We start from the raw sequence: 22893 nt of genomic DNA on the forward strand, positions 1-22893 counted from the left end.
GATATTGTATTAAAATTTTAATGCTTATCGCTTAATCACTTTTACCGTTTTCACGAAGTCATTGGCTGCATTTACTTTTACCAAATAAACTCCTGATGGTAAAGCAGAAAAATCAATTGTTCCTTTAGTATCATTGATCGCTTTTGTAACTATCAGCTGCCCGGCAGCGTTGTAAACCGTTACCGAAAGAATCTTTTGATCAAAAGAAACCGTTAAGTCATTCTGTACCGGATTTGGATACACTTTCAGCTGATCCGACTGTGTTGAAACATCATCGACTCTCAAAACAGCACTCGTAGGACAACCAACAGGTACAAAAATTGTTCTATTAACAGTTATTCCATCTCCTATCTGACCGTAATCATTAAAACCACAGCCCGATAAAAATCCATTGGTACTTATTACAAGTGTGTTAAATGAATTTGCTGCAACAATTTTTCTATCAGTAGATGTTCCTATTTTTGTAGGAATATTTTTTGGAACTTTTGTACCATCACCTAGGTGACCATAGGTATTATATCCCCAACTCCAAAGAGTCCCATCTGTTTTGATTGCTATGGAAGAGCCATAATAGTCCCCTTTCACACTCTGCCAATCTGTTGCGGTTCCGATTTGTGTTGGATTCAATTTATCCGTTGTAGTTCCATCACCTAATTGTCCAGAGGAATTATCCCCCCAAGTCCAAAGTGTACCATCGGTTTTGATGGCAATAGTATGAGAAACTCCACCAGAAGCATTTTTCCAATTTGTAGCTGTTCCGACTTTTGTTGGAATAAGTTTTTCCGTTTTAGTTCCATTTCCCAGTTGTCCATTCGTATTACTTCCCCACGTCCACAGTGTTCCATCGTTTTTAGTGGCTATAGTATGATTTACAACAGCAGCTATGGTTTTCCAATCATTTGCTGTTCCTATTTGTATGGGGATAGTTTTGTTTATTTTTGTTCCATCTCCTAGCTGGCCATCTATATTAAGTCCCCAAGCCCAAAGTGTTCCATTTGATTTTAGCGCTACTGTATAATGATCCCCGGCAGCAATATTTGCCCAATCAGTTGCGGTTCCGATTTGTGTTGGAATATTTTTTGAAATTGTGGTTCCATCGCCCACCTGCGCACTTGCATTATATCCCCAACTCCATAGTGTTCCGTCAGCTTTAATGGCTACAGTGTGTGCGTATCCGGCTGCTATTTTTACCCAATTTTTTCCGGTTCCTAGTTGTGTTGGAGTAGTTCTCGTATTTGTAGTTCCATCTCCTAACTGTCCAGCACCATTTTTACCCCAAGTCCATAGCGTTCCGTCTGTTTTGATTCCTATCGAATGATAATTACCAACACTCACACTTTCCCAACAGCCAGTTTCAGTTGTAGGAAGTGTAGTAAAGGAACCTGCTGGTATCCAATTAACCTGACCAGATCCACAATTAGATGCCACCCACCAATAGTATGTAGTGTTCGGTAATAAATTTGTCAAATTGGTTGTAGCAGCAGGAGTAACTCCTTCTATACCTCCAAGAACTGAGTTTGTGCTATAAAGATACGAATAGCCTCCACTAGGAGCTCCAGTTGATCCTGTCCAGCTAAGAGTAGCCGTTTTTGAAGTAACATTTGTTGTTGAAAATTGTGTTGGAAGAGAGCAAATTGTAGGACAAGCAATAGAAATAAACGAATTTATATTATTATTAGCACCATTACCTAGCTGTCCAAAATAATTTTCTCCACAAACTTTTAAATATCCATCAATAGTCTTTACAAGAACATGATTCTCCCCCACAAAACTCTGCATATTGTCTGATGATGATCCTACTTGTGTAGGTAGCGTAGTATTAATACTTCCAGTTGTACCATTACCTAATAACCCTTTGGAATTGTTACCCCATGACCATAATGTTCCATTTGTTTTTGTGGCGAATGTAACACCGTTTCCAGCAGATATATTGTTCCAGTTTGTTTCCGTTCCTATTTGTATAGGTAAACTTTTATTAATGATAGTTCCGTCACCTAACTCACCAAAAGTATTACTTCCCCAAGCCCATAATGCCCCATTTGCTTTTAGTGCGATTGAGTGATAACTACCAGCAGCAGCACTTTTCCAATCCGTTGCTGTTCCGATTTGAACTGGAGACAATCTACTGACTTGAGTTCCATCTCCTAATTGGCCATAATAATTATATCCCCATCCCCAAAGTGTTCCATCTGTTTTGAGAGCAAAAGTATGCAGCGAACCTGGTTCTATACTTTTCCAATTAGTAGCTGTTCCTATTTGAGCTGGCACAAGCTTATTAGTAGTAGTCCCATCACCTAGTTGCCCATAATAATTATATCCCCAACTCCAGAGTGTTCCATCTGCTTTTATAGCAAACGTCTGATTGAATGAAACATGGATACTTTTCCAATCTGATGCAGTTCCTATTTGGGTAGGTACTTTTCTGTCTATTGTAGTTCCATCTCCCAGTTGCCCATAATCATTTCTACCCCAGCCCCATAATGTACCATCTGTTTTTAGTGCTATAGTGTGGCTAAAGCCAATACTAACGCTTTTCCAATCTGTTGCCGTTCCTATTAGGATCGGTGTATTTCTATCAACTGTAGTTCCGTTTCCTATTTGTCCAGAAGCATTGCTACCCCAAATCCATAAGGTTCCATCTGCTTTTATTCCTGCGGAAAACCCATTTCCTACACTAAGACTCTGCCAACATCCTGTAGGAGTTGGAGTTTCTACATTAATAACATTTTTAAAAACAGGCCCCCAAACACCTGCATTGTCTTTGATACGGATATTAAAGACGTGTAAGCCACTAGATGGCGAAGCAATTCCTGTTTTGGTCAGTTGCTCAAAAGAACTGTCAAAGTTCCCATCGGTAGCCAATACTGGAGTACCGTTTCCTGCTCCCGGATCGGTATCCCAGAAATATTCAGCCTGTGAAAGTGCCAGTAGCGTAGATGTTGGATTTTGCTGAACATCAATAACATTGGTAAAAACTGGTCCCCAAACACCCGTATTGTCTTTGATACGGACAGAGAATTTGTGCAACCCGTTGCCTGGTGTAGTAATCCCTGTTTTAGTAAGTTCTTCAAAAACGCTATTGAAATTACCATCAGCTGCCAATACAGGAGTTCCGTTACCGGCTCCCGGGTCAGTATCCCAAAAATATTCAGCTTGTGCAAGAGCAATTAGCGTAGAGCTCTGGTTTTGCTGAACATCAATAACATTGGTGAAAACTGGTCCCCAAACACCCGTATTGTCCTTAATACGGATGGAGAATTTATGCAAGCCGTTACCCGGTGTGGCGATCCCCGTTTTGGTGAGTTGTTCAAAGGCACTGTTGAAATTTCCATCAGTGGCCAATACAGGAATACCGTTTCCGGCTCCAGGATCGGTATCCCAGAAATATTCGGCCTGGCTTACGAACACTTGTGCAGGGCACAATATGACCATAAGCAAAGCGATGATACTATAGATATAATTCTTCATATTGTTATATCATTTAGTATTACTTAGAAAAACCGGATCCGTTAATATTCAAAGTACCACCATTAATAGATCTTGGAGTTACCAGATAGTTTATCTGTGGTTTATTGCCAACATTTGCCGGCCAATAATTTGCCCAACTGTTAGAGCCTCCATAATGTCCTGCATCGTTTCTCGTTAAATCTAAGTCTGTATATTTTATGTCAGGACTTCCCGCATTTTCATTCATACCTGTTAAAGTATAGGTCGTATTGTTAAAATTCATATTAACAGATCCTGAATTGTTGCTTTGGTTTATATTACCCTGTGTTACAAACGAATTAGTAAATACATTGTAGCTGGCTGTCACAGTCGCATTAGTACTGTTATTTTGAATACAAGCATTGGTTTGACCAACTGCAAAAGAAACAGCATTATTCATAATAGAAATATTTCCGGTAATTGTATTACTATTTAAACTAATGTACAAAGGAGCCACATCACCAATATTAGGGTCATAAACGGTATTGTTAATAATTTCGTTAAAACTGCCTGCTTTAATCCCATGAACAGAGATACGAGAGCAAAAATTATTATAGATTTTGAAACCATAACTTGTTTGTGTGTATGATAACACATTATCAACAGCATTACCATAAATCTCAACGTCAGATGTGGCTGGGCTGGTATCTACAGAAAGAGCATAAACGGCAATAAACTGTGCTTTGTTAGCAGTAACTCTTCCATGGGTAAAATTAATACTTCCTCTAACTGTACAACCTGAAATATTGGTGGTAGTATTGATTTGGTTAGTATAAACATTATTCAAATCACAGTTCAAAAGATTGATGGTTGTTCTTCCTCCAGACGTAGGTCCGCTAGCCGTGATATCGTTGATAGTATAATTCCCAGAGGTCAGATTACTGATGGTTACCACTCTCCCTACAGCCGGATTGATGGTAATGGTTCCTTTAATGAAATATCTATTATAATTAGTTTCTGAAACAAAAGTCAGCGACTTATTGATCGTGAGGTTTTCTATATAAGGGTCCCCATTTGTTTTGGGTTGAATGATAATACGATCTCCTTCTGAAGCCGCTGTGATGGCTGCACTTACCGTAGAATAAGCTCCGCCTGTTCCGCCATTTCTAACATATAAATCGGCTGCAAAAGCCATAGTACTCGATAGGCCTGCAAAGGCAACGATTAGTAGTTTTTTTGTCATAATAGTGTAAAAATTAAATGGTTTAATAATGATATTATCTGATTTTTAAATTGAATTCATACAAAAACAAAAGCTTTAATCAATGAATAAACGTTGATCTTAAAATTATTTTCGTCGATAAAATAGTGTTGTATCATACCTGGTAAAACAGCAATCTTCCTCACATCCTTTTTCTCTAATTGATAGCAGAATACCTGTCATGCTTTCATGGTTTAGTATTGCTTCCATCTGATTTGAGGAAATAATCAAATAAGCTATATTTTGGTTAAATACAACTTGTGGCTTTAAAGAAATTTTGAGGACTTACTGTTATTTCAAATTGTTGGAAACAATTAATGGTTACGAATTAGTAGATACCGTATAGTTGGGTTCATTTTCATGGTTTAATTAGTTTTCAGGTTTTGTTTTTAGTTTTAGTTTTTTGTAATAACAATATCATCAGTTATGATTTTATGTTATTGACTACAAAAGTATATTTTTCTTATTAAACATCAAATACTTAATAAAAAATAATAGCAATTTTATCATTATGTGGATATTATTACATTTTTAAAGGTTAAAATAAAAAGCTGATTTTTAAGGAGCCAAAAAATGGTCAGCCATGTGTCCGGCTTGTGGTATCTCTTCTGCCTCAACGTCTCCGTATTCGTACTTTACGAAAAGTTATCCTGTCTAACCATGATATACAATATGGAAAGTATGAAAAGATGGGATAGAAAGTAAAAAAGCAACTATATTTTTCAATACAGCTGCTTTTTTTATAGTTTATATTAGTAAGTTTTCTGAACTTTTAAGAATCAATTTTACATTTGAATCTTTCTCTCCAGCTTATTTTCTGCAAATGGAACAACAACCAATGGATATTGTTCTGTTTCAATATGGCTCTTATCCAGTCCAAAATTAATATAGTCTTTTACGGATAAATAGCGTAAATTATAATAGCCTTTCATGATGAAGTTTTTCCAAAATGGCATTCTGTTATCATAAGAAAGGAAGCTATCCATGATCATAAATTTAAAATCCCCTATTTTGTTTTGTTGGTATGCCTGTTCAAAAGATTCTTCGGCATCTACCTCATTATTTTCAAGCATATCATTAACCACCTGCTTGAAATAATAACCAATTCTTGGGTCTTCACGGAATCCTAGATCCAGTTGGATATAATAAACATCATTTCTGATCACCGTATCTACAGAATACTCCTGTCCATAGGGTACATCTAAAATATTAACATGAACAAACCAATAAATATCGGCACGTTTTGGAAGACCAAATTTTAAAATGGAATCCATTACTGTCTTTTCTATCTTTTTTTCTGAATCTGAAGTAGTGAGATAGACTAGATTAGTAGCATATTTTGGCAGATTTTCATCCGTACTCAGTTTAGTCAGTAACGGAAGATATTCAGACAGCTTCACAAAGGACTGAATATTGGACTTGATTTGTCTTCCTCTCCACCAAATGTACATCACTGCAAAAAGAGAAAGCCCTAGTATAATGGTTATCCATCCACCCTCTTTCACTTTTAGAAGATTGGCAGAAAGGAAACTTAATTCTATTGCTAAGAAAATTCCTGTAATGAGTATATTAAAAATAAAAGGAACTCTTTTGATACGCAAATAAGCATTAATCAAAATGGTACTCATCAGCATGGTCAGCGTAACACTTAAACCAAATGCGGCTTCCATTTTTGTGCTTTCTTTAAAGTAGAGCACCATTCCTACACAACCACACATCAAAAACCAATTAATTGCGGGAATATAAAGCTGTCCTTTCACATTACTAGGAAACAACACCATATGTTTGGGCCAGATATTCAGTCTTATGGCTTCGTTGATAAGGGTAAAGCAACCACTAATTAACGCCTGAGAAGCTATGATTGTGGCCAATGTAGCAATTCCTAAAGCCAGCCAGAATATTGACTTTGGAACAATTTGATAGAAAGGACTTAAACCACCTACTTCCTCTCCTACATGATCAAGAAGCCATGTAGTTTGGCCAGCATAGCACAAGATGAGTGCTACTTTTATAAAGATCCAGGTAAATCTGATGTTATTTCTTCCACAGTGCCCCATGTCGCTATATAAAGCCTCTGCTCCTGTGGTACAAAGAAAAATACTTCCTAATAACCAAAATCCTTTGGGTTCATTAACCAGCATTTGGTATGCGTAGTAAGGATTCAATGCTCTTAGGACTTCCCAATTGCTTCCTATCGCCATCACTCCTATTCCGCCAATAAAACCAAACCAGATGATCATTACAGGACCAAATACTTTACCTATTTTATCAGTACCAAATTGCTGAAACATGAATAATAGAATCAAGATTCCTACAATGACGGGAACCGTATCAAATCCTGGGACGACGGCCTGTACTCCCTCCACGGCTGACGAAACAGACATAGGCGGCGTAATAATACCATCAGCCATCAGAAAGGCGCCTCCTGCCATTGCAACAAAAACGAGCCATTTCCCACTGTATCTCCTAACCAGAGCATATAAGGAGAAGATACCACCCTCTCCTTTATTATCGGCCTGCAAAGTAATGAGAACATATTTGATGGTGGTCTGGAAAACAAGTGTCCAAAAAATACAGCTTAAACTGCCAAGCGCAATGGCTTCTGTGATGACCTTATGATGAAAAACGGCATTAAGCGTATACAGGGGTGAAGTCCCAATATCACCGAATACAATACCGATTGCGATCAGCGATCCTGCAAGTGTAATCCTCTTATGAAAATCCGAGGAATTATGTCCAGACATACTTTAGTTTTTTTTGCAAATTAAATCAAAATTTGCGTCGAAATGAGAATAGAAAATCTTTTTTTCATTCATGTCTCTAAAAGTAATCCAAAACCGCTTTATACAATGATTTGTAAAAAATATTAGTATCCGTAAGAATAATGCTTTTATATCTTACGTTCACCGAATTCTTATGCATAATTTAAAGTTGATTTAGTATTTTGAAGTTAGATTATTAATCGATAGCTTTGGTTCTGCTAATATCCACCCATCTCAAATCGTGAGGTTTAGTGGAAAATAAAACCATGATATAAAATAATCCATTATGACAAAAATAAAATTGTCTCTATTCATCATTACCATTACTACATTATTTGCAAGCAGCAATTTATCCGGCCAAATAACCTCTAAAGAAGTTGATGTTCTTGTTAACAACGCAATAGAAAAGTTCCATGTTGCAGGAGCAGCTGTAGCCATTGTAAAGGATGGGAAAGTAGTTCACAAAAAAGGCTATGGTGTAAAATCAATAGATACAAAATCACTTATTGATGAGCATACGAACTTTGAAATTGCCTCCAACAGCAAGGCTTTTACAACAGCTGCTTTATCCATTTTAGTAGATGAAGGAAAACTTTCCTGGGATGATCATGTTAAAAAATACATCCCTGAATTTAAAATGTACAATGATTATGTAACAGAAAACTTTACGATAGAAGATTTATTGTGTCACCGTAGTGGGCTTGGTTTAGGAGCTGGGGACTTAATGATGTTTCCTGATGGTACAGACTTTACCATTAAGGATGTAATAAAATCATTTCAGCATTTCGCACCTGTTTCTGGTTTCCGAACCCAATTTAATTATGACAATCAATTGTATCTGGTGGCGGGTGAAGTGATTGCAAGAGTAAGTGGAATGAGTTGGGAAGCTTTTGTTCAAAAACGTATTATGGAACCATTGCAAATGCAAAATTCTTTTAGCTCTATAAGCCAGGTAAAAGATATTAGCTTAATGGCTTCTCCGCATTCCTCAGAATCTGGTAGTATTAAAAAAATATCTTTATATGGAGCCATGGTAAATGGTGCTGCGGGAGGAATAGTCTCCAATGTTGATGACATGTCCAAATGGATGCTTGTTCAGCTAAACAAGGGTAAATATGGTTCAGGTTTAGACAAACAGCTTTTTACCAAAGAAAGACAAAATGAAATGTGGACCATCCATACTGTTGACCAGATTAATCCTAACCCGAGGTATAACCAACATTTCAATGGGTATGGTTTAGGCTGGAATTTATCTGATATGAAAGGAAATTTGAGTGTTTCTCACACTGGTGGCCTACCCGGAATGCTTTCTATTGTTACTATGATTCCTGATTTAAATTTGGGTATTATTATTCTTACGAACACAGAAAATGGGGGTTCCGGTGTTTTCTCATCGGTTAGCCAAACCATTATTGACAGCTATTTAGGACTTAATGATTTTGGCTGGGTAGATAAGTATGCCGCTTATTTTAAGTCTCAAAAAGAATCCGGAGATGATGTCACTAAAAAGGTTTGGGAAACGGTAAGTAAAGCAAAAAATACGACCCTAAAAAACGAGGATTTAATTGGGGTATATGAAGATAAATGGTTTGGAAAAATTGAAATCTTCTTAAAAGGAAATCAATTGTGGTTTAAATCGTATCGTTCACCAAAGCTAAATGGTCCCATGAGTTTTTATAAAGCAAATACTTTTGCTATTAAATGGGATTATAAAGATATGAACTGTGATGCCTTTGCCATGTTTAATTTAGATGAAGATGGAAAAGCTCAAAGCATAAAAATGAAAGGAATTTCTCCCAATATAGACTTTAGCTTCGACTTCCAGGACTTGAATTTACAAAGAATAAAAAATTAAACACAATTCAAATAAAGAAAACTAATATTGTAAAGTTTGCAGATAAAAAATAAGGTGAGTTTAGTAACTCACCTTATTTTTTATAGGTCTATCCGTTATTATTACAACAATTTTCTTATCATAAAAACATCTAGGTTTCTAATATTAGTTTAATTTCTTATTGGCTTGCTGGATAAAATCGTTCCACTCCTTATTCAAATGCTCTACTGCATTTTTTTTCTCATTTTTATTTAAAGAAGAATAATTAATTGAATTGAAAACAAGTTTTTTCAGTGCTTTTACATCCAGTTCCCAGTATACAAAAGCTACCCAAAAATCATAGCTAAGGCCATTGTACCCATACACAGACGGATCATCACTGCTAATGGAGCATTGTATCCCATTACTCATCAAAACTCTGGCAGGATGATTTCTTAAATCACTCACGTATCCTAAAACCTGATTACTAATAGGACTTACCTCAACCAGTTTATCTTGCTTTTTGATCAGCTCCATTGTTTTTGGAAAATAGATCAGATTAAGGCCATGTCCAATTCTCTGATTGTTCAGTAATGCAATATCCAGAACGTTTTTATTAAAGACAGAATTACTTTCGCCTGCATGAAGAAAAAGTGGCAGTTCTACCCCATACTTTTTATTGAGTTCATTGAGTTTTACCCAATTGTCCTGAAAGAAATTAATACTTTTTCCTGCGGCCTCATCAGCAACAAGATCAAAACCTGAGATCATATCCGGAAATTCTTTCTTGAGTTTGATAGCTGTTTCCAGTTCTTTTTCAATTCTTTCCTTATCGAAAAACTTAAAGCTTGAGTAAATTAATTTCAAGCTAAACTCAGGGTTCGACTGGTGCATTTCTTTAACAAGATCCCGTAAGTCTGTGATTGAAGTTTTTAAAGGATATTTTCCATGCTGAAAATCGTAGAGCTCTTCAAAAATATATCTGATTTCTACATGCTGCACTTTATCCTTTGCCAGATCCTGAAAGCCTTTTAAATAGTATTCTTTGAAAAAGGGACGGTAAGGTAAAAGCAGATTAATTCTTTGAAAACGTTTCTCAAACTCTATCCAATAATCTGTATAGGAACACAGGTTATCCCGTTTTAGGATAAGAAGGTCTGTTAATTCCTTTTCAAACTTAGGGTTTGAAGTGAGTTTCTGATTAAGATTTACAAATCCTTTTGGAACTTTTCCATTTTCGAAAAAAGCCATCTGACCAAAAATGAATTCTTTAGTATCTTCCTGATCATAAACATAACATTCTTTGTATTTTCTTGCTGCTTCAATCACCCATTTAGCATCTGCCAGACCTCCGCTATGGGTATGCAAAAGACCGCCTTTCGGCATGGTTTGAAAGAGACTAAATAGTTTACTGTCTTCTATTAATGGCTTTATTTCATTAAAAGAACGGTTATATATTGGTACTTTTTTCTTTTTCGTTTCATCAAGGAAGTCATTTCTTAGCTGAAATAGTTTTTTATCCAATATTATTTCAGCATCAGATAATTTTATATCGGCATCAAAAGCCATGGCTTCATTTTCTTTCTCTAATAACGTCCAGTTCTGTTGATAACCGGAATTTTCAATTGATCTATTTTGAGCCCCTAACAAAGGAAACCCCAATAGTAAAATATAAGTAAAGTATTTTTTCATAATAGTATTGAGCTTGCATTTAACAAAAAGCTTTGTAAATACAGCTATTCAAAAATATAATTATTTTTTTTTGTAAAAGAATTTCAATCTGAAAAACATATAACAACAACATTATTTGTAATCCATAAGCTTCTCCTAGCCCCGATAGTAACGGTTACCCCGCAACAGGCAGCAGCTTTCTGCATGGGCGTGAGGAGTATAAGTGGATAGCGGGATAAAGCTCCCTTATAATTTATTGGGCAACAAAATACGTAAAAAGTCCATAAAATCAATAGACTAATATTATTAATTTTTATTCATCTGTTAAAATCAATTTTTTTGAAATTTTATGAACATTTCCAACTAACAATGCAAAATATTGACAATCAACAAATTAATATATCATAAATTATTAAAATGCTTCATTTTTTCAATTACCCTACTAAATTAGTAGACTTATATGATATTTCTCATATGCCCTATTTGCGGGGGTTCACGAATAAATAAATAATTTTGACCCAGTTAAAAAAAATAAACTCTATTCTCATGAATAAGAATGACTTTAATTCTTACCTATACACTATCGTGGCTAAAGCGTCTGTTCAACTTCAATGTTGTACAGAAAATGGTCTTTCAAAACACAATATCAATTCTAAGGACATGTGTTTTGGATCTATGATGTGTAAAATGATGATGCCATAAATCCTCGAAGAAATATGCACATTATTGTAGGAATTAAAGCCCGATAAGCTCAAGGCCTATTTAATCCGGGTACACCTCCTCTATTTTAACATTTTCTTTCTATCACCTCCCTGAAAAAGGAGGCAGGGGATCTATTTTTCCTAATGGGGAAGATCAATAGCAATACACACATTCAATTTTTTAAACCTAAGATTAATATAATGAGAAAAAAACAATGCAAACTTGGTGTACTGGCCGTGCTCTTATTCGCAGAATATGGCTTTGCACAGAAAAAAGACAGTCTTTCTCAGGAGACCTCCATCAAGGAAGTGGTGGTGGTAGCCTTTGGGAAGCAGAAAAAAGAAGAAATAACAGGATCGGTACAGTCTCTAAAGACGAAAGACCTGTCTAATCTTCAAAATGGAAATGTTCTTCAGGGAATTGGAGGTAAGGTTGCCGGTGTACAGGTAATTTCTTCCGGACAACCCGGCTCCCAGCCTACGATAAGAATGAGAGGAATTGGTTCTATCAATGCTTCCAGTGATCCTTTAATTGTCTTGGATGGTATTCCTTACAACGGAGATCTGAACAGTATTTCTTCCTCTGATATTGAGAGTATTTCTTTTCTTGAGGATGCTTCTTCCAATGCATTATATGGTTCCAGAGGAGCCAATGGAGTTATTATTGTGAATACCAAGAGAGGTAAAAACAAAGGGCTGCATATTGAAGCGGATGTAAAAACCGGAGTCAATTTCAGATCCATTGAGGATTATTCAGTGTATACTTCTCCTCAGGATTATTATACTGCGTATTACAACAGAGCAAGAATTGGAGAGATTGCAAGGTTAACCCAACCAGGAGCAACTCCATCAGTCAATACACCCCATGAAGAGGCACTTAAAGCACTAAATGGTCTGGGATACAATGTATACAATGTTCCTTTTAGTAAATTAATAAGACAGGACGGATCCTTTAATCCAGATGCTCAGTTATTGTATCAAGATGACTGGAAAAAGTTACTTTTCAAACCTGCATTAAGGAGAGAAGCTACCGTGGGAATTAATGCTAGTAGTGAGCAACTGAAATCTTATACATCACTTAATTATCTGGATGACAAGGGCTATCTTATTTCCTCAGGATTTGAAAGATTCGGAATAAGGTCTAATCTGGATTATACGATCACTCCAAAGCTGAAATTAACAAGTGCTCTGTCTTATACTTATAGCCAACAGAACTTTGGAGAAACAGGTGGTTTTTCTAACCCGTTTCAGTTTGCCAGAAATATATCTCCTTTTTATCCTGTTTTCCTTAGGAACGACAATTATCAGATGTTGTATGATGCTGGCGGAAATCCCTTATACGATTATGGTGACGGACAAGGTCCCAATGGCGCTACAAGATCCTATGCCGTTTTTGAAAACCCTGTAGGGAACCTACAAAAAGATAAGTCTCAAACCACCAGCAATATTGCCAATATCAATCTGGGTTTAAACTATGAAATTGTTAAGGGGTTAGATTTCACTTATAATTTTGGAGCCTATCTTGAAAACTTAAAGAATCTTCAGTTTGGAAATACAGAAGGAGGAACTTCTTCATCTGTGGGAGGAAATATTTCTAAGGGATCTATATTTAAATATACTTTGAATCACCAGCAATTGCTTACCTATCAAAAGAAACTGGATAAGCACAGCTTTAATATTCTTATTGGTCATGAATTAAACAAGATAAAAAGTGAAGGATTCTCCGGAACAAAACAACAGCTTTTATTACCTAATTCATTGTCTTTTGATAATGCTGTAAAGATCACAGACCTCTCAGGAAATGGCTATGAATATGCTGTGGAAGGATATTTCTCCAGGTTACTTTATAATTATGATGGTAAGTATTTCTTTAATGCCAATATTCGTAGAGATGGTTCTTCTGTTTTTTCTCCGGAGAGCAGATGGGGTAATTTTTATGGACTAGGTGTGGCTTGGAACGTTACTAAAGAGAATTTCCTTAGAGACAACACTGTAATTAACAATTTAAAATTAAAGGTTTCTTATGGGCAGCAGGGAAATGACAACATCCTTCTGGATAGTACCACAAGAGACTACTATGCTTATCAGGATATTTATGGAATCAATAATTTTGGAGATGACAAACCGGTTCTGTCTCTTAAAAAACAAGGAAATAAAGATTTAAAATGGGAAACCTCTAAAAACCTGAATGCCGGTTTTGAACTTTCTCTTTTGAACAACAGAATCAACTTAAATGCTGATTATTTTGAGAGAAAAGTATCAGATATGATCTATACGCTTCCTTTGCCTATATCCAATGCGGGTTCTTATGTGAAGTATGGGAATATCGGGGACATGACCAACAGAGGAGTTCAGGCTAACATTAATGTAGATTTGGTTCATACAGAACAACTTCAATGGAATGTTTATGCCAATGCCACTCATTATAAAAACAAAATCACAAAGCTTCCTGCTGAACAAAGAAACACAGGACTTGTAACAGGGTTATTCATCTTAGCTGAGGGTGGAGACAGATATACCTATTACTTAAAAGAGTTTGCAGGAGTAAATCCTAAGAATGGAGACGCTTTATGGTATCGTACTTCCATCAATCCTACTACTCAACAGGCAGAGAAAACCATTACCAACAATTATAAGGAAGCAACCGATTATAATACAGGAAAATCAGCAATTCCAAAAGTATATGGTGGATTTGGAACGGATATTACCTACAAGAGATTCAGTCTGGCCGTTAATTTCGCCTACCAGTTTGGCGGATATGGTTATGATGATATTTACAGAAGCTTATTCCATTCTAATACTTACGGTTCTAATTACACAACTGATCTCGATAAAACCTGGACACCGGAAAATCCAAATGCAGCCTTACCCCGTGTTGACCTGACTTCTACTAGCCAGAACGAAAACTCAACACTTTATCTGATAAAATCAGATTATATCAGTCTTCAGGATGTTACATTAGGATATCAGCTTCCGGATGGTTTTGCTCAACAGGCGGGCTTATCAGGATTAAAGATTTATTTGACAGGAAACAATCTTTATCTATGGTCTAAAAGAAAGGGATATGATCCAAGAGCTTCCTTAACTGGAGTATCTGATCCATACAAATACTCTCTCTTATCAAGTGTTTCCCTTGGCTTTAAACTAACATTTTAAAAGAAATTATGAAAACAATAAAATACTTTATAGCAGCCATAGGTATCGGCCTCCTTACCAACAGCTGTGCCAATGATCTGAATACTTTACCGGAAAGTGATATTTCTGGTGAACAGCTGAATGACGATCAATCTAAACCTGAAAAAATCCTGGGCGGGATCTATCTGGATCTTCGAAGCAACGGAGCCGGAGGGACAACTCTTCATTCTGACTTTGGAATTATGGCTATAAAAGCAGGTGCAGACCTGATGTCTAATGATGTGATACAAGCTAAAAACCAGCACTTGGGAATGTTCTATAATTATGACGCCACCAATGCCAGTAATTCTGCCTCAGAGATCGTTTGGACCACTTTTTATGCAAGGATATTTGTAATTAATAAGCTTCTTGATGATTTAAAAAATGATAATAGTTCTAAAAATAGAGCCATTAAAGGACAACTTCTTGCCTTAAGAGCCTATTCCTACTTTTATCTCGTTCGCTTTTACGCCCATGATTATAAAGGACACCAGTCGGAACCGGGAGTGCCACTTGTTCTTACAAGCAGCAATCCTAATCAGGGACTTCCAAGATCAACAGTATCCGAGGTATACACACAGATTGCCAAGGACATAGAAGAATCTATTGTACTATTGGATAGCTTTGCACGTCCGTCCAGAGCCCAGATAGATCAAAGAACTGCAAAAGCCATTGCTTCTGAGGTATTTTTACAAACCGGAGACTATACTAAAGCAGGAAAGTACGCTGAGGAAAGTAAACAGGGTGTTGCTCTGATGACAGAAAATGAATACACATCTACAGGATTTTCCACCATCAATAATCCTGAAGTTATTTGGGGATTCCATAATACCATTTCTACGATGAGTATCGGAAACTATTATGCTTCTTTCTTCTCGATGTTTGATAATACCAATGAAGGATATGCCGGAGCTGCCCAAATCTACAAATTGATAGATAAGCGTCTGTATGAAGCCATTCCGGAAACAGATTATCGTAAAAAAGTATTCAATGGAAGTCAGGGAGCCAAGTATACATTTAACGGAAAAACAAAAAACTATCCTGCCTATGTAAGCTGGAAGTTTAAGGATCCTAGTCTTTTTGAGGGGGATTATATTTACATCAGAGCCTCTTCTTTATATTATGTACAAGCAGAAGCCTTTGCAAGACAAGGAAGAGAAGCAGAAGCTAAGCAGGTATTATTTGAAATTGCCTCCAAAAGAGATAAGGCCTATACCCTATCTTCAAAAACAGGAAATGAACTGATTAATGAAATCATCCTACAAAAAAGAATTGAACTTTGGGGTGAAGGCTACACTTGGTTTGATATGAAAAGACTCAATACTCCTTTAGAAAGAGTATATACAGGAACGAACCATACTTTTGGAAGATTTAACCTGACACCGGATAAATTCAGGTTCCAAATACCGAATAAAGAGATTAATAATAACCCACAAATCAAACAGAATGAATAGATAAAAATTAGCAAAAATTACAATTTTAATATATTTCAAGTAAGACACCATTTCAATACAAATGGTGTCTTTTTATTTAAATCTGGTTATTTTTCAGTGAGAAACCTGTATCGGACAATCAAAATATCAAGAATTCCAACACAGAAATAATAGAAACCACCAAACAGCATATTCATCAGGATATCCCTGTCTGAGTAAAATGTAAGCGAAAACATCGACAACAGTAAGACTACAAACCATAGCAACAGCTTTACAGCAAAAACACTGGCAATTCGTGCAATCATTTCTTCATCCTTTACCCTGAATGACTGAATAAGGCACTGAATCAATGTAATCACGTATCCGTAAAAAAGTTCTTTTTGTTCAAAAAGATCGAAAGTATAAAAATACAGAACCGGCCCTGAAAGAAGCAGAAGCCCAATAAGACCTTTCAGCAGAATGTTTGCTTTAAATTCCTTAGAGAAAATATAGGAAGCAAAAATAAATAAAGGATATACCAGAAAAACCGAATACAACATGTATTTATAAGTCAGAAGTTCCTCCGTTTCCTTTCCATCCGAAAGCCAAAATAATCGAAAATATAAAAACGAAAGGTAGAATGAATTCAACCAAAAAACAACTGACAACGGTCTATTTCTCATAGAATATGATCATAAATTTATGCATAATGAAAATAGTAAACGATCCTCAAGAAAGTTTGATCAATTTATAAAAAAAGATTATCCATAAAGCAATTAAATTTATAAAACATCTGTGGTTATAGGTTGTTCACAAAAAACAAATGACACCATTTATTTGAAATGATGTCATTTTATACAATCTTGATTATCAATAGAAATCTCTTTTCTCAATATCTATTGACTTTACAGCTACAAAATTTATAGCCACAACTATATTCATAACGCTTAATAAATGCTTTTCGTATTAGCATATAGAATTTTCATGGTTAATTATTCTGAAACTACTATTAAACATTGGCTTAATAAGTTTATAACTATGATTAATTAATTTACCATTAAAAACAAATCAAATCTATATTCAAAATTTATTCATAAAAATACCGAAGAACCATTAAAAGAAGAATAGGAAATACATATATTTGAAATCAAAAATCACTGTAAATAGCCATACACAAAATGAAGTCAAGAAAAATTATTTTCACCCTGTTTATCCTACTTTTAAGCCTACCCCTTTTTTCACAAACCCATACTAATCCGGAATTAAAAAAGATCATTGAGTCCATCATTGCAAACAAGAAAGCAGATGTAGGAGTATCCATTATGGAGGTTCCCCAGAAAGAGGTCGTACAGATTAATGGAAATAAGTTTTATCCCATGCTGAGTACTGTAAAGTTCCACATTGCCTTAGCCATTCTTCATAAGGTAGAAAAAGGTGAACTTTCTTTACAACAAAAGATTTATATCAAAAAGGATGAACTTTTGGAAAACACATGGAGCCCATTTCAAAAAGAACATCCTGAAGGTAATATTGAACTGACCTTAGAAGAAACAATGAAATGGATGGTTTCCTACAGTGATAATAATCTAACAGATATCCTTCTACGATTAATAGGTGGGCCTGAACCTGTTCAAAAATTCATTAACAGTAAAAATTTCGTCATTAAAAATAATGAAGAAGATATGCACAAGGATTGGGATTCGCAATTTATCAATACAATAACACCCAACGAAGCCACCAGATTACTTGAAAAATTCTACAATGGAAAACTTCTGAACAAAGAACATACAAAGTGGTTGTACACCGCTATGCTTAATAACGCATCAGGTGCCAAAAGACTTAAGGCCCATCTTCCCAAAAGCATTAAAATAGCCCATCGCACAGGAACTTCCTTTACCAATGAATCTGGAATGACAGGCGCTATAAATGATTTCGGGATCATTGAACTTTCAGATAAAAAAAGAATATACATTGCCGTTTTTGTACACGATACCTACGAAAAGTTTGAAAATGCAGAAGCCATCATTGCAGATATCTCCAAGGCAACCTATGATTATTACAACAAAAAATAAACCCATGATCAAAACAAAATTATTTTTCGCATTAACTATTTCTACACTACTATCCATCAATACAAAAGCACAAAAAAATAATCAATATTCTCATAAAATAGACAGCATAATAACCGCTTCTACTCCATTGAAATTTAATGGTGTTGTTTTCGTTTCTCAAAATGGAAAAACAAAATACCTGAAAGCCAATGGTTATAAGGATTTTGAAAAGAAAATTGCTTTAAAAACCGATGATCAGTTTGAAGTCATGTCGAATTCAAAACAAGTTACCGCTGTTTTAATTTTACAGGCAGCAGAACAAGGAAAGGTTGATCTTCAGACACCTATTAAAAAATATTTACCTACCATTACCCAATCCTGGGCAGATTCAGTAACCATACACCATCTTCTGAACCATACACACGGAATTGTAGATCTGGATAAACCCGTTGCATTCAAAGCCGGCTCACAATTCAAATACGGTAACTTATCCTACATGCTTTTAGGTGAAATTCTTCAAAATACCACCGGTAAAAGTTTTACAGAACTTGCAAGTTCTCTTTTCAAAAAGCTGAAAATGGAGAAAACATTTATTTATAATACTAAAAACAAGCAATCTCTTGTTCCGGGTTATATGAGTGATAATAATCAGTTCAAGAAAGTTGAAAATTCTTTTTTAAACGAGGACATTGCCCCTGCTGCAGGAGTTATTTCCACCGTTCAGGATCTTGCAAAATGGGATGATGCCTTATTTAAAGGAAAACTTCTTTCTCCAAAATTTCAAAAGCTGATTCTTACCCCTTCTACAACCTCTCAACATAATGTTTTTGGAAAAGAAAGCATGGGATTTGGATACAACATCAGGTTCATCAAAGAAGCAGGTCTTGATTATTATGCCGTGACAGGTCTTGGAGACGGATTTACATGCCTCAATGTATACTTTCCATCCACAGATACCAGTTTGATTGTTCTTGAAAATCAAATGCCAAAAAGTAGTGAACATTGGAGTTTTAAAGAAGCTGCCATCAAAAATACTGTTCTGAAAAGTATTACTTCAAAATAGTTCTGACAATAGATCAGAAACAACAATATAAAAAGGCAGTTCCTATCTTAGGGCTGCCTTTTCCTTATCTTAAATATTCTTATTTTACTACATTTCTACAATCCCTGCTGAAAATCAATGATTTTCTTGCGCCTTTGCGTTGATCCAAAAACAAATCTTTGAATAAATTACAGAAAATGATCTTTCAATACTTTTGACTTAATCACTGTAAAGGGCTTTTCAATCACAAACCTATACACTAAACCACCTGCAATACATGCTAGAAAACAGACAATCAAACATATACCATCCGAAGTCTGAATATCAAAACGGTCAAAAATATTCTGAACAATATGAATAATCCCTTTATGTGAAAGGTAAATAGCATAGGACAAAGCTGCCAATTGTGAGGTAATATAAAGTTTCTTCCGCGAAAGAAATGAAGATTCTGAAATAGCAGACATAACGATCATTCCGTAGCTAATAGCCACCAACGTGAACCCAAATACAGAAGCATTCTTTGAAGCCTGTTCATTGCAAACCCAAAAGGAAATTCCCAACAATACTACTCCCAAAAGAAAAAGCTTATTTCCTTGGCGATGAACGCTATTTTTAAAAAGCGAAGAATATTGCATTAAATACCCAATCAAAACACCAACTCCAAGTCCATCCAGCCTTGTATGAGTCGGATAGTATATTTTCATGTACCACAAACGCCAGAATTCCAAAGAATTATTATCCAAAACAGCAATAGTTTCATTCCAGGTTACCCACCTTAGCATCATCGAAAAGGCAATGAGAGAAACAATTAAAACAGCAAGATATTTAAACAGTTTTGTGGGCATTAAAACGAAGAGCAGTAAAGGAAGTATAAGATAAAACTGTTCTTCAATACACAAAGACCACGCATGGGAAAATGTTCCCTGATCAATGACATCTAACCCATAATTCTGAGTAAATGTAACAAACTTCCATAAAGGAGGCAATGCTTCTCTTTCTCTGAAAAAAGGAATGGTAAAATAAAGGAAAACAGTAAAAAGATAAGAAGGTATGATCCTAAAAAATCGTTTGATATAAAATGTTTTCAAACTGATTGCTCCTCGACTTTCAATCTCTCTAAACAGCTGACTCGAAATAAGGAAACCACTTAAAACAAAAAACAGATCAACACCCGTCCAGCCAAACTTCCCAACAGTTTCAACCCAACCAGGATGTTTAAAGGCACGATAATGATATAATAAAACCAGTAAAATGGCTAAAGCTCTCAGATGATCCAATCCGTAAAGCCTTTCAGGGCGTTCTGTTCTCATATTTTTTACTGCAAATATTATTAGATCTCTTTATATTTTTTAAATAGAGATACAGAAAGCAGCCCATCCAATGTCAATGGTAAAATATGCAGTCTGCATGCTAGTCGTTGTTATTGGTCATTATTTTGTTGTTCTTTACTCCATATTTATACACTTTATTTGAAGTTTTCCTATTTTTGAAGATGATGAAAACCGGAACAGGAACAGATTTTAGACAAACTTTATACTTCCAGCTATTCTTCTGGGTTGCTTTATTTTTGTTTGGAATTGCAAGATCCTATGGTGAATATAGTGATGGTATCCTTAAGGAATTGGTTATTTACAATTTCTGCCATTGGATTTTTCAGATTATAGGAGCCAATTTTATCTACTATATCTTGATTCGTCATTTTTTTGACCGAAAAAAGTATGTTGAATTTTCTATCGCACTTATAGCAAGCCTGTATGCTATTTCGGTGATCAACAGGGTTTTTATTGTTTATATGGCCGAACCTTTTTTCATCAATGAAACCAAAGATAGCCTTATAAGTATCTTTACAGACATTCAGTATCTTTTACTGCATTATACATTCCCGATTATCAGTGGAGCTTTTATCTTTATCTCGATCATGTTTTTCATACGGTATAAGGATGAAAAGGAAAATACCATAAAACTGCAAAAGGAAAAGACAGAACTGGAATTAAAATCTCTTAAATCCCAGCTTAATCCTCATTTTTTGTTCAATACATTAAATAACATTTATTCGCTTTCGATCACTAATTCTGAAAAGACATCCCAATCCATCAGCCAGCTTTCGGATATTTTGGATTACATTTTATACAAAGGCCAAAAAAAATGGGTTCCTATTGCTGACGAACTTACTATTATTGATAACTATATTGCCTTGGAAAGTCTACGGTATCCGGATAAAAGATTGAAAGTAACAAAACTGATCAATATAAAAACCTCTGGTTCCATCCCACCATTGCTTTATCTTACCCTCGTAGAAAATGCCTTTAAGCATGGTGCCGGAAAAAGTTCAGCGCAAACAGAAATAAAAATAGCAGTAGAAACCAATAACAAGAAGTCTATTTTTAAAATTGAAAATACTTTTGAGAGTAATGAAAACAGCAATGAAAGAGGAATTGGATTACAAAATGTAAAAAGGCAGCTGCAGTATCACTATCAAGAACATTTTATCTTCAATATTTCACAGGAAAACAATATTTTTAACGTTGAAATAATCACTCCTGCACACTATGATTAATTGCATCATTGTAGATGACGAACCTTTGGCAGCAACATTACTGGAAAACCACATTTCCAAGATTGACCATTTTAAACTGGTTGGAAAAGCGGAAAATGCCATGGAGGCCTATAAATTACTTCAGAACCAGGCCGTGGATCTGATGTTCCTTGACATTCATATGCCACACTTAAACGGAATTGATTTTTTAAGATCCCTTTCTCAGAAACCAAAAACTATTTTCACAACCGCTTATCGTGATTTTGCCATTGAAGGTTTCGAACTGGAGGCCATAGATTATCTTTTGAAACCTATTACTTTTGAACGCTTTTTCAAATCTGTAGAGCGTATACTCAGAAACGCTACTTCCAAAGATGATTTTATTATTCTAAAAACAGAGGGAATGCATCGGAAACTCGCCCTTTCAGAAATTGTTTATATAGAAAGCCAGGGAAATGATATTAAAGTAACAATGACATCCAATGTGAGCTTTATCTCAAAGAGTAAAATAACAGAACTGGAATCTGCTTTGGCATCAAAGGGTTTTGTAAGGATACACAGATCTTTTATTATCAATATAGAATTCGTTTCTGCTTACAATAATAATGAAGTTCTTCTGGGAAATCATCAGATTCCGGTCGGACGAAGCTATAAACAAGAATTTGATACTTTTACATCTAGTATATTAAAAAATAAGTTATTATAATTGTTTATTAATAACTTATAATTAATTATTAGAACATATTTAGTATTTAACTATTTTCAGTTCATCATTTTTTAATATTTCTTTAAATATTTTTTTATTTCACCCTTACAAAAATCTTTTTTCAAACTGTTTTTCAAGACATTACATTTAAAAACTTTCCATACATCTAAGTGGAAATATTCTAATACAAAAATATTCAAAACATTGATTAACAAACAATTAAATTTTAAAAACTCACTCTTTAATCAATCTTTACTATCTTATAGATATTAAAAAAAAGTATTACTTTTGTGTAAATGAATAAAATTGCTTTTTAGCATTTTTATTAGTAAATTTAT

Annotated in this window: 14 protein-coding genes; 8 read left to right on the forward strand and 6 right to left on the reverse strand. The window is 35.1% G+C overall.

Going from position 1 to position 22893, the window contains the following annotated elements; translation table 11 throughout:
- Positions 1-24: 24 nt before the first annotated feature.
- From C1638_RS03690 to C1638_RS03700, 3 genes are all read right to left on the reverse strand, one after another.
- Positions 25-3468 (reverse strand): RCC1 domain-containing protein, encoded by a 3444-nt coding sequence (locus C1638_RS03690; protein WP_109618286.1) that lies wholly within the window; start codon positions 3466-3468, stop codon positions 25-27.
- A 19-nt stretch (positions 3469-3487) separates the two neighbouring features.
- Positions 3488-4669, reverse strand: a complete 1182-nt coding sequence (locus C1638_RS03695; RefSeq protein WP_123838328.1) for an autotransporter outer membrane beta-barrel domain-containing protein — start codon at positions 4667-4669, stop codon at positions 3488-3490.
- Positions 4670-5472: 803 nt separating this feature from the next.
- The gene (locus tag C1638_RS03700; RefSeq protein ID WP_109618290.1) at positions 5473-7431 is read right to left on the reverse strand and encodes a KUP/HAK/KT family potassium transporter; all 1959 of its coding nucleotides are present in this window, start codon (positions 7429-7431) and stop codon (positions 5473-5475) included.
- 304 nt (positions 7432-7735) lie between these two features.
- Here C1638_RS03700 and C1638_RS03705 point away from each other — a divergent pair, with 304 nt between their 5' ends.
- Complete coding sequence (locus tag C1638_RS03705; RefSeq protein WP_109618292.1) at positions 7736-9304, forward strand: serine hydrolase; 1569 nt, start codon at positions 7736-7738, stop codon at positions 9302-9304.
- Positions 9305-9448: 144 nt separating this feature from the next.
- Here C1638_RS03705 and C1638_RS03710 read toward each other — a convergent pair whose 3' ends face one another.
- Complete coding sequence (locus C1638_RS03710) at positions 9449-10954, reverse strand: amidohydrolase family protein (RefSeq protein ID WP_228428012.1); 1506 nt, start codon at positions 10952-10954, stop codon at positions 9449-9451.
- 525 nt (positions 10955-11479) lie between these two features.
- Here C1638_RS03710 and C1638_RS22240 point away from each other — a divergent pair.
- The 3 genes from C1638_RS22240 (at position 11480) to C1638_RS03720 (ending at position 16262) form a co-directional block, all read left to right on the forward strand.
- A complete protein-coding gene (locus C1638_RS22240) occupies positions 11480-11635 on the forward strand; it encodes a hypothetical protein (protein WP_165826492.1) in 156 nt (51 codons plus the stop codon).
- Between the two features lie 200 nt (positions 11636-11835).
- A complete protein-coding gene (locus C1638_RS03715; RefSeq protein ID WP_109618296.1) occupies positions 11836-14790 on the forward strand; it encodes a SusC/RagA family TonB-linked outer membrane protein in 2955 nt (984 codons plus the stop codon).
- Between the two features lie 8 nt (positions 14791-14798).
- Positions 14799-16262 (forward strand): RagB/SusD family nutrient uptake outer membrane protein, encoded by a 1464-nt coding sequence (locus tag C1638_RS03720; RefSeq protein ID WP_109618298.1) that lies wholly within the window; start codon positions 14799-14801, stop codon positions 16260-16262.
- Positions 16263-16348: 86 nt separating this feature from the next.
- On the opposite strand, the gene C1638_RS03725 is transcribed toward C1638_RS03720, so the two are convergent.
- The gene (locus tag C1638_RS03725) at positions 16349-16903 is read right to left on the reverse strand and encodes a hypothetical protein (RefSeq protein ID WP_109618300.1); all 555 of its coding nucleotides are present in this window, start codon (positions 16901-16903) and stop codon (positions 16349-16351) included.
- Between the two features lie 495 nt (positions 16904-17398).
- Here C1638_RS03725 and bla point away from each other — a divergent pair, with 495 nt between their 5' ends.
- Positions 17399-18292, forward strand: coding sequence for a class A beta-lactamase, subclass A2 (bla, locus tag C1638_RS03730; RefSeq protein WP_109618302.1), 894 nt, complete (start codon positions 17399-17401; stop codon positions 18290-18292).
- 4 nt (positions 18293-18296) lie between these two features.
- Positions 18297-19334: a serine hydrolase domain-containing protein gene (locus C1638_RS03735; protein WP_165826493.1), complete on the forward strand. Its 1038-nt coding sequence runs from the start codon at positions 18297-18299 to the stop codon at positions 19332-19334.
- Positions 19335-19501: 167 nt separating this feature from the next.
- Here C1638_RS03735 and C1638_RS03740 read toward each other — a convergent pair whose 3' ends face one another.
- The gene (locus tag C1638_RS03740) at positions 19502-20623 is read right to left on the reverse strand and encodes an acyltransferase family protein (protein WP_109618306.1); all 1122 of its coding nucleotides are present in this window, start codon (positions 20621-20623) and stop codon (positions 19502-19504) included.
- Positions 20624-20805: 182 nt separating this feature from the next.
- On the opposite strand from C1638_RS03740, the gene C1638_RS03745 reads away from it, so the two are divergent.
- Complete coding sequence (locus C1638_RS03745) at positions 20806-21870, forward strand: sensor histidine kinase (protein ID WP_109618308.1); 1065 nt, start codon at positions 20806-20808, stop codon at positions 21868-21870.
- Positions 21863-22555 (forward strand): LytR/AlgR family response regulator transcription factor, encoded by a 693-nt coding sequence (locus C1638_RS03750; protein ID WP_109618310.1) that lies wholly within the window; start codon positions 21863-21865, stop codon positions 22553-22555. The genes C1638_RS03745 and C1638_RS03750 overlap by 8 nt, the downstream gene beginning before the upstream one ends.
- Positions 22556-22893: the final 338 nt, after the last annotated feature.

Origin of the sequence: Chryseobacterium oncorhynchi, assembly GCF_002899895.1 — a bacterium.
Lineage (GTDB): Bacteria > Bacteroidota > Bacteroidia > Flavobacteriales > Weeksellaceae > Chryseobacterium > Chryseobacterium oncorhynchi.

Coding starts and splice junctions, on each gene's coding strand:
- C1638_RS03710 (WP_228428012.1), bottom strand. CDS start 10,954: ATGAAAAAATACTTTACTTATATTTTACTATTGGGGTTTCCTTTGTTA.
- C1638_RS03745 (WP_109618308.1), top strand. CDS start 20,806: ATGATGAAAACCGGAACAGGAACAGATTTTAGACAAACTTTATACTTC.
- bla (WP_109618302.1), top strand. CDS start 17,399: ATGAAGTCAAGAAAAATTATTTTCACCCTGTTTATCCTACTTTTAAGC.
- C1638_RS03725 (WP_109618300.1), bottom strand. CDS start 16,903: ATGAGAAATAGACCGTTGTCAGTTGTTTTTTGGTTGAATTCATTCTAC.
- C1638_RS03750 (WP_109618310.1), top strand. CDS start 21,863: ATGATTAATTGCATCATTGTAGATGACGAACCTTTGGCAGCAACATTA.
- C1638_RS03690 (WP_109618286.1), bottom strand. CDS start 3,468: ATGAAGAATTATATCTATAGTATCATCGCTTTGCTTATGGTCATATTG.
- C1638_RS03735 (WP_165826493.1), top strand. CDS start 18,297: ATGATCAAAACAAAATTATTTTTCGCATTAACTATTTCTACACTACTA.
- C1638_RS22240 (WP_165826492.1), top strand. CDS start 11,480: ATGAATAAGAATGACTTTAATTCTTACCTATACACTATCGTGGCTAAA.
- C1638_RS03705 (WP_109618292.1), top strand. CDS start 7,736: ATGACAAAAATAAAATTGTCTCTATTCATCATTACCATTACTACATTA.
- C1638_RS03700 (WP_109618290.1), bottom strand. CDS start 7,431: ATGTCTGGACATAATTCCTCGGATTTTCATAAGAGGATTACACTTGCA.
- C1638_RS03740 (WP_109618306.1), bottom strand. CDS start 20,623: ATGAGAACAGAACGCCCTGAAAGGCTTTACGGATTGGATCATCTGAGA.
- C1638_RS03715 (WP_109618296.1), top strand. CDS start 11,836: ATGAGAAAAAAACAATGCAAACTTGGTGTACTGGCCGTGCTCTTATTC.
- C1638_RS03720 (WP_109618298.1), top strand. CDS start 14,799: ATGAAAACAATAAAATACTTTATAGCAGCCATAGGTATCGGCCTCCTT.
- C1638_RS03695 (WP_123838328.1), bottom strand. CDS start 4,669: ATGACAAAAAAACTACTAATCGTTGCCTTTGCAGGCCTATCGAGTACT.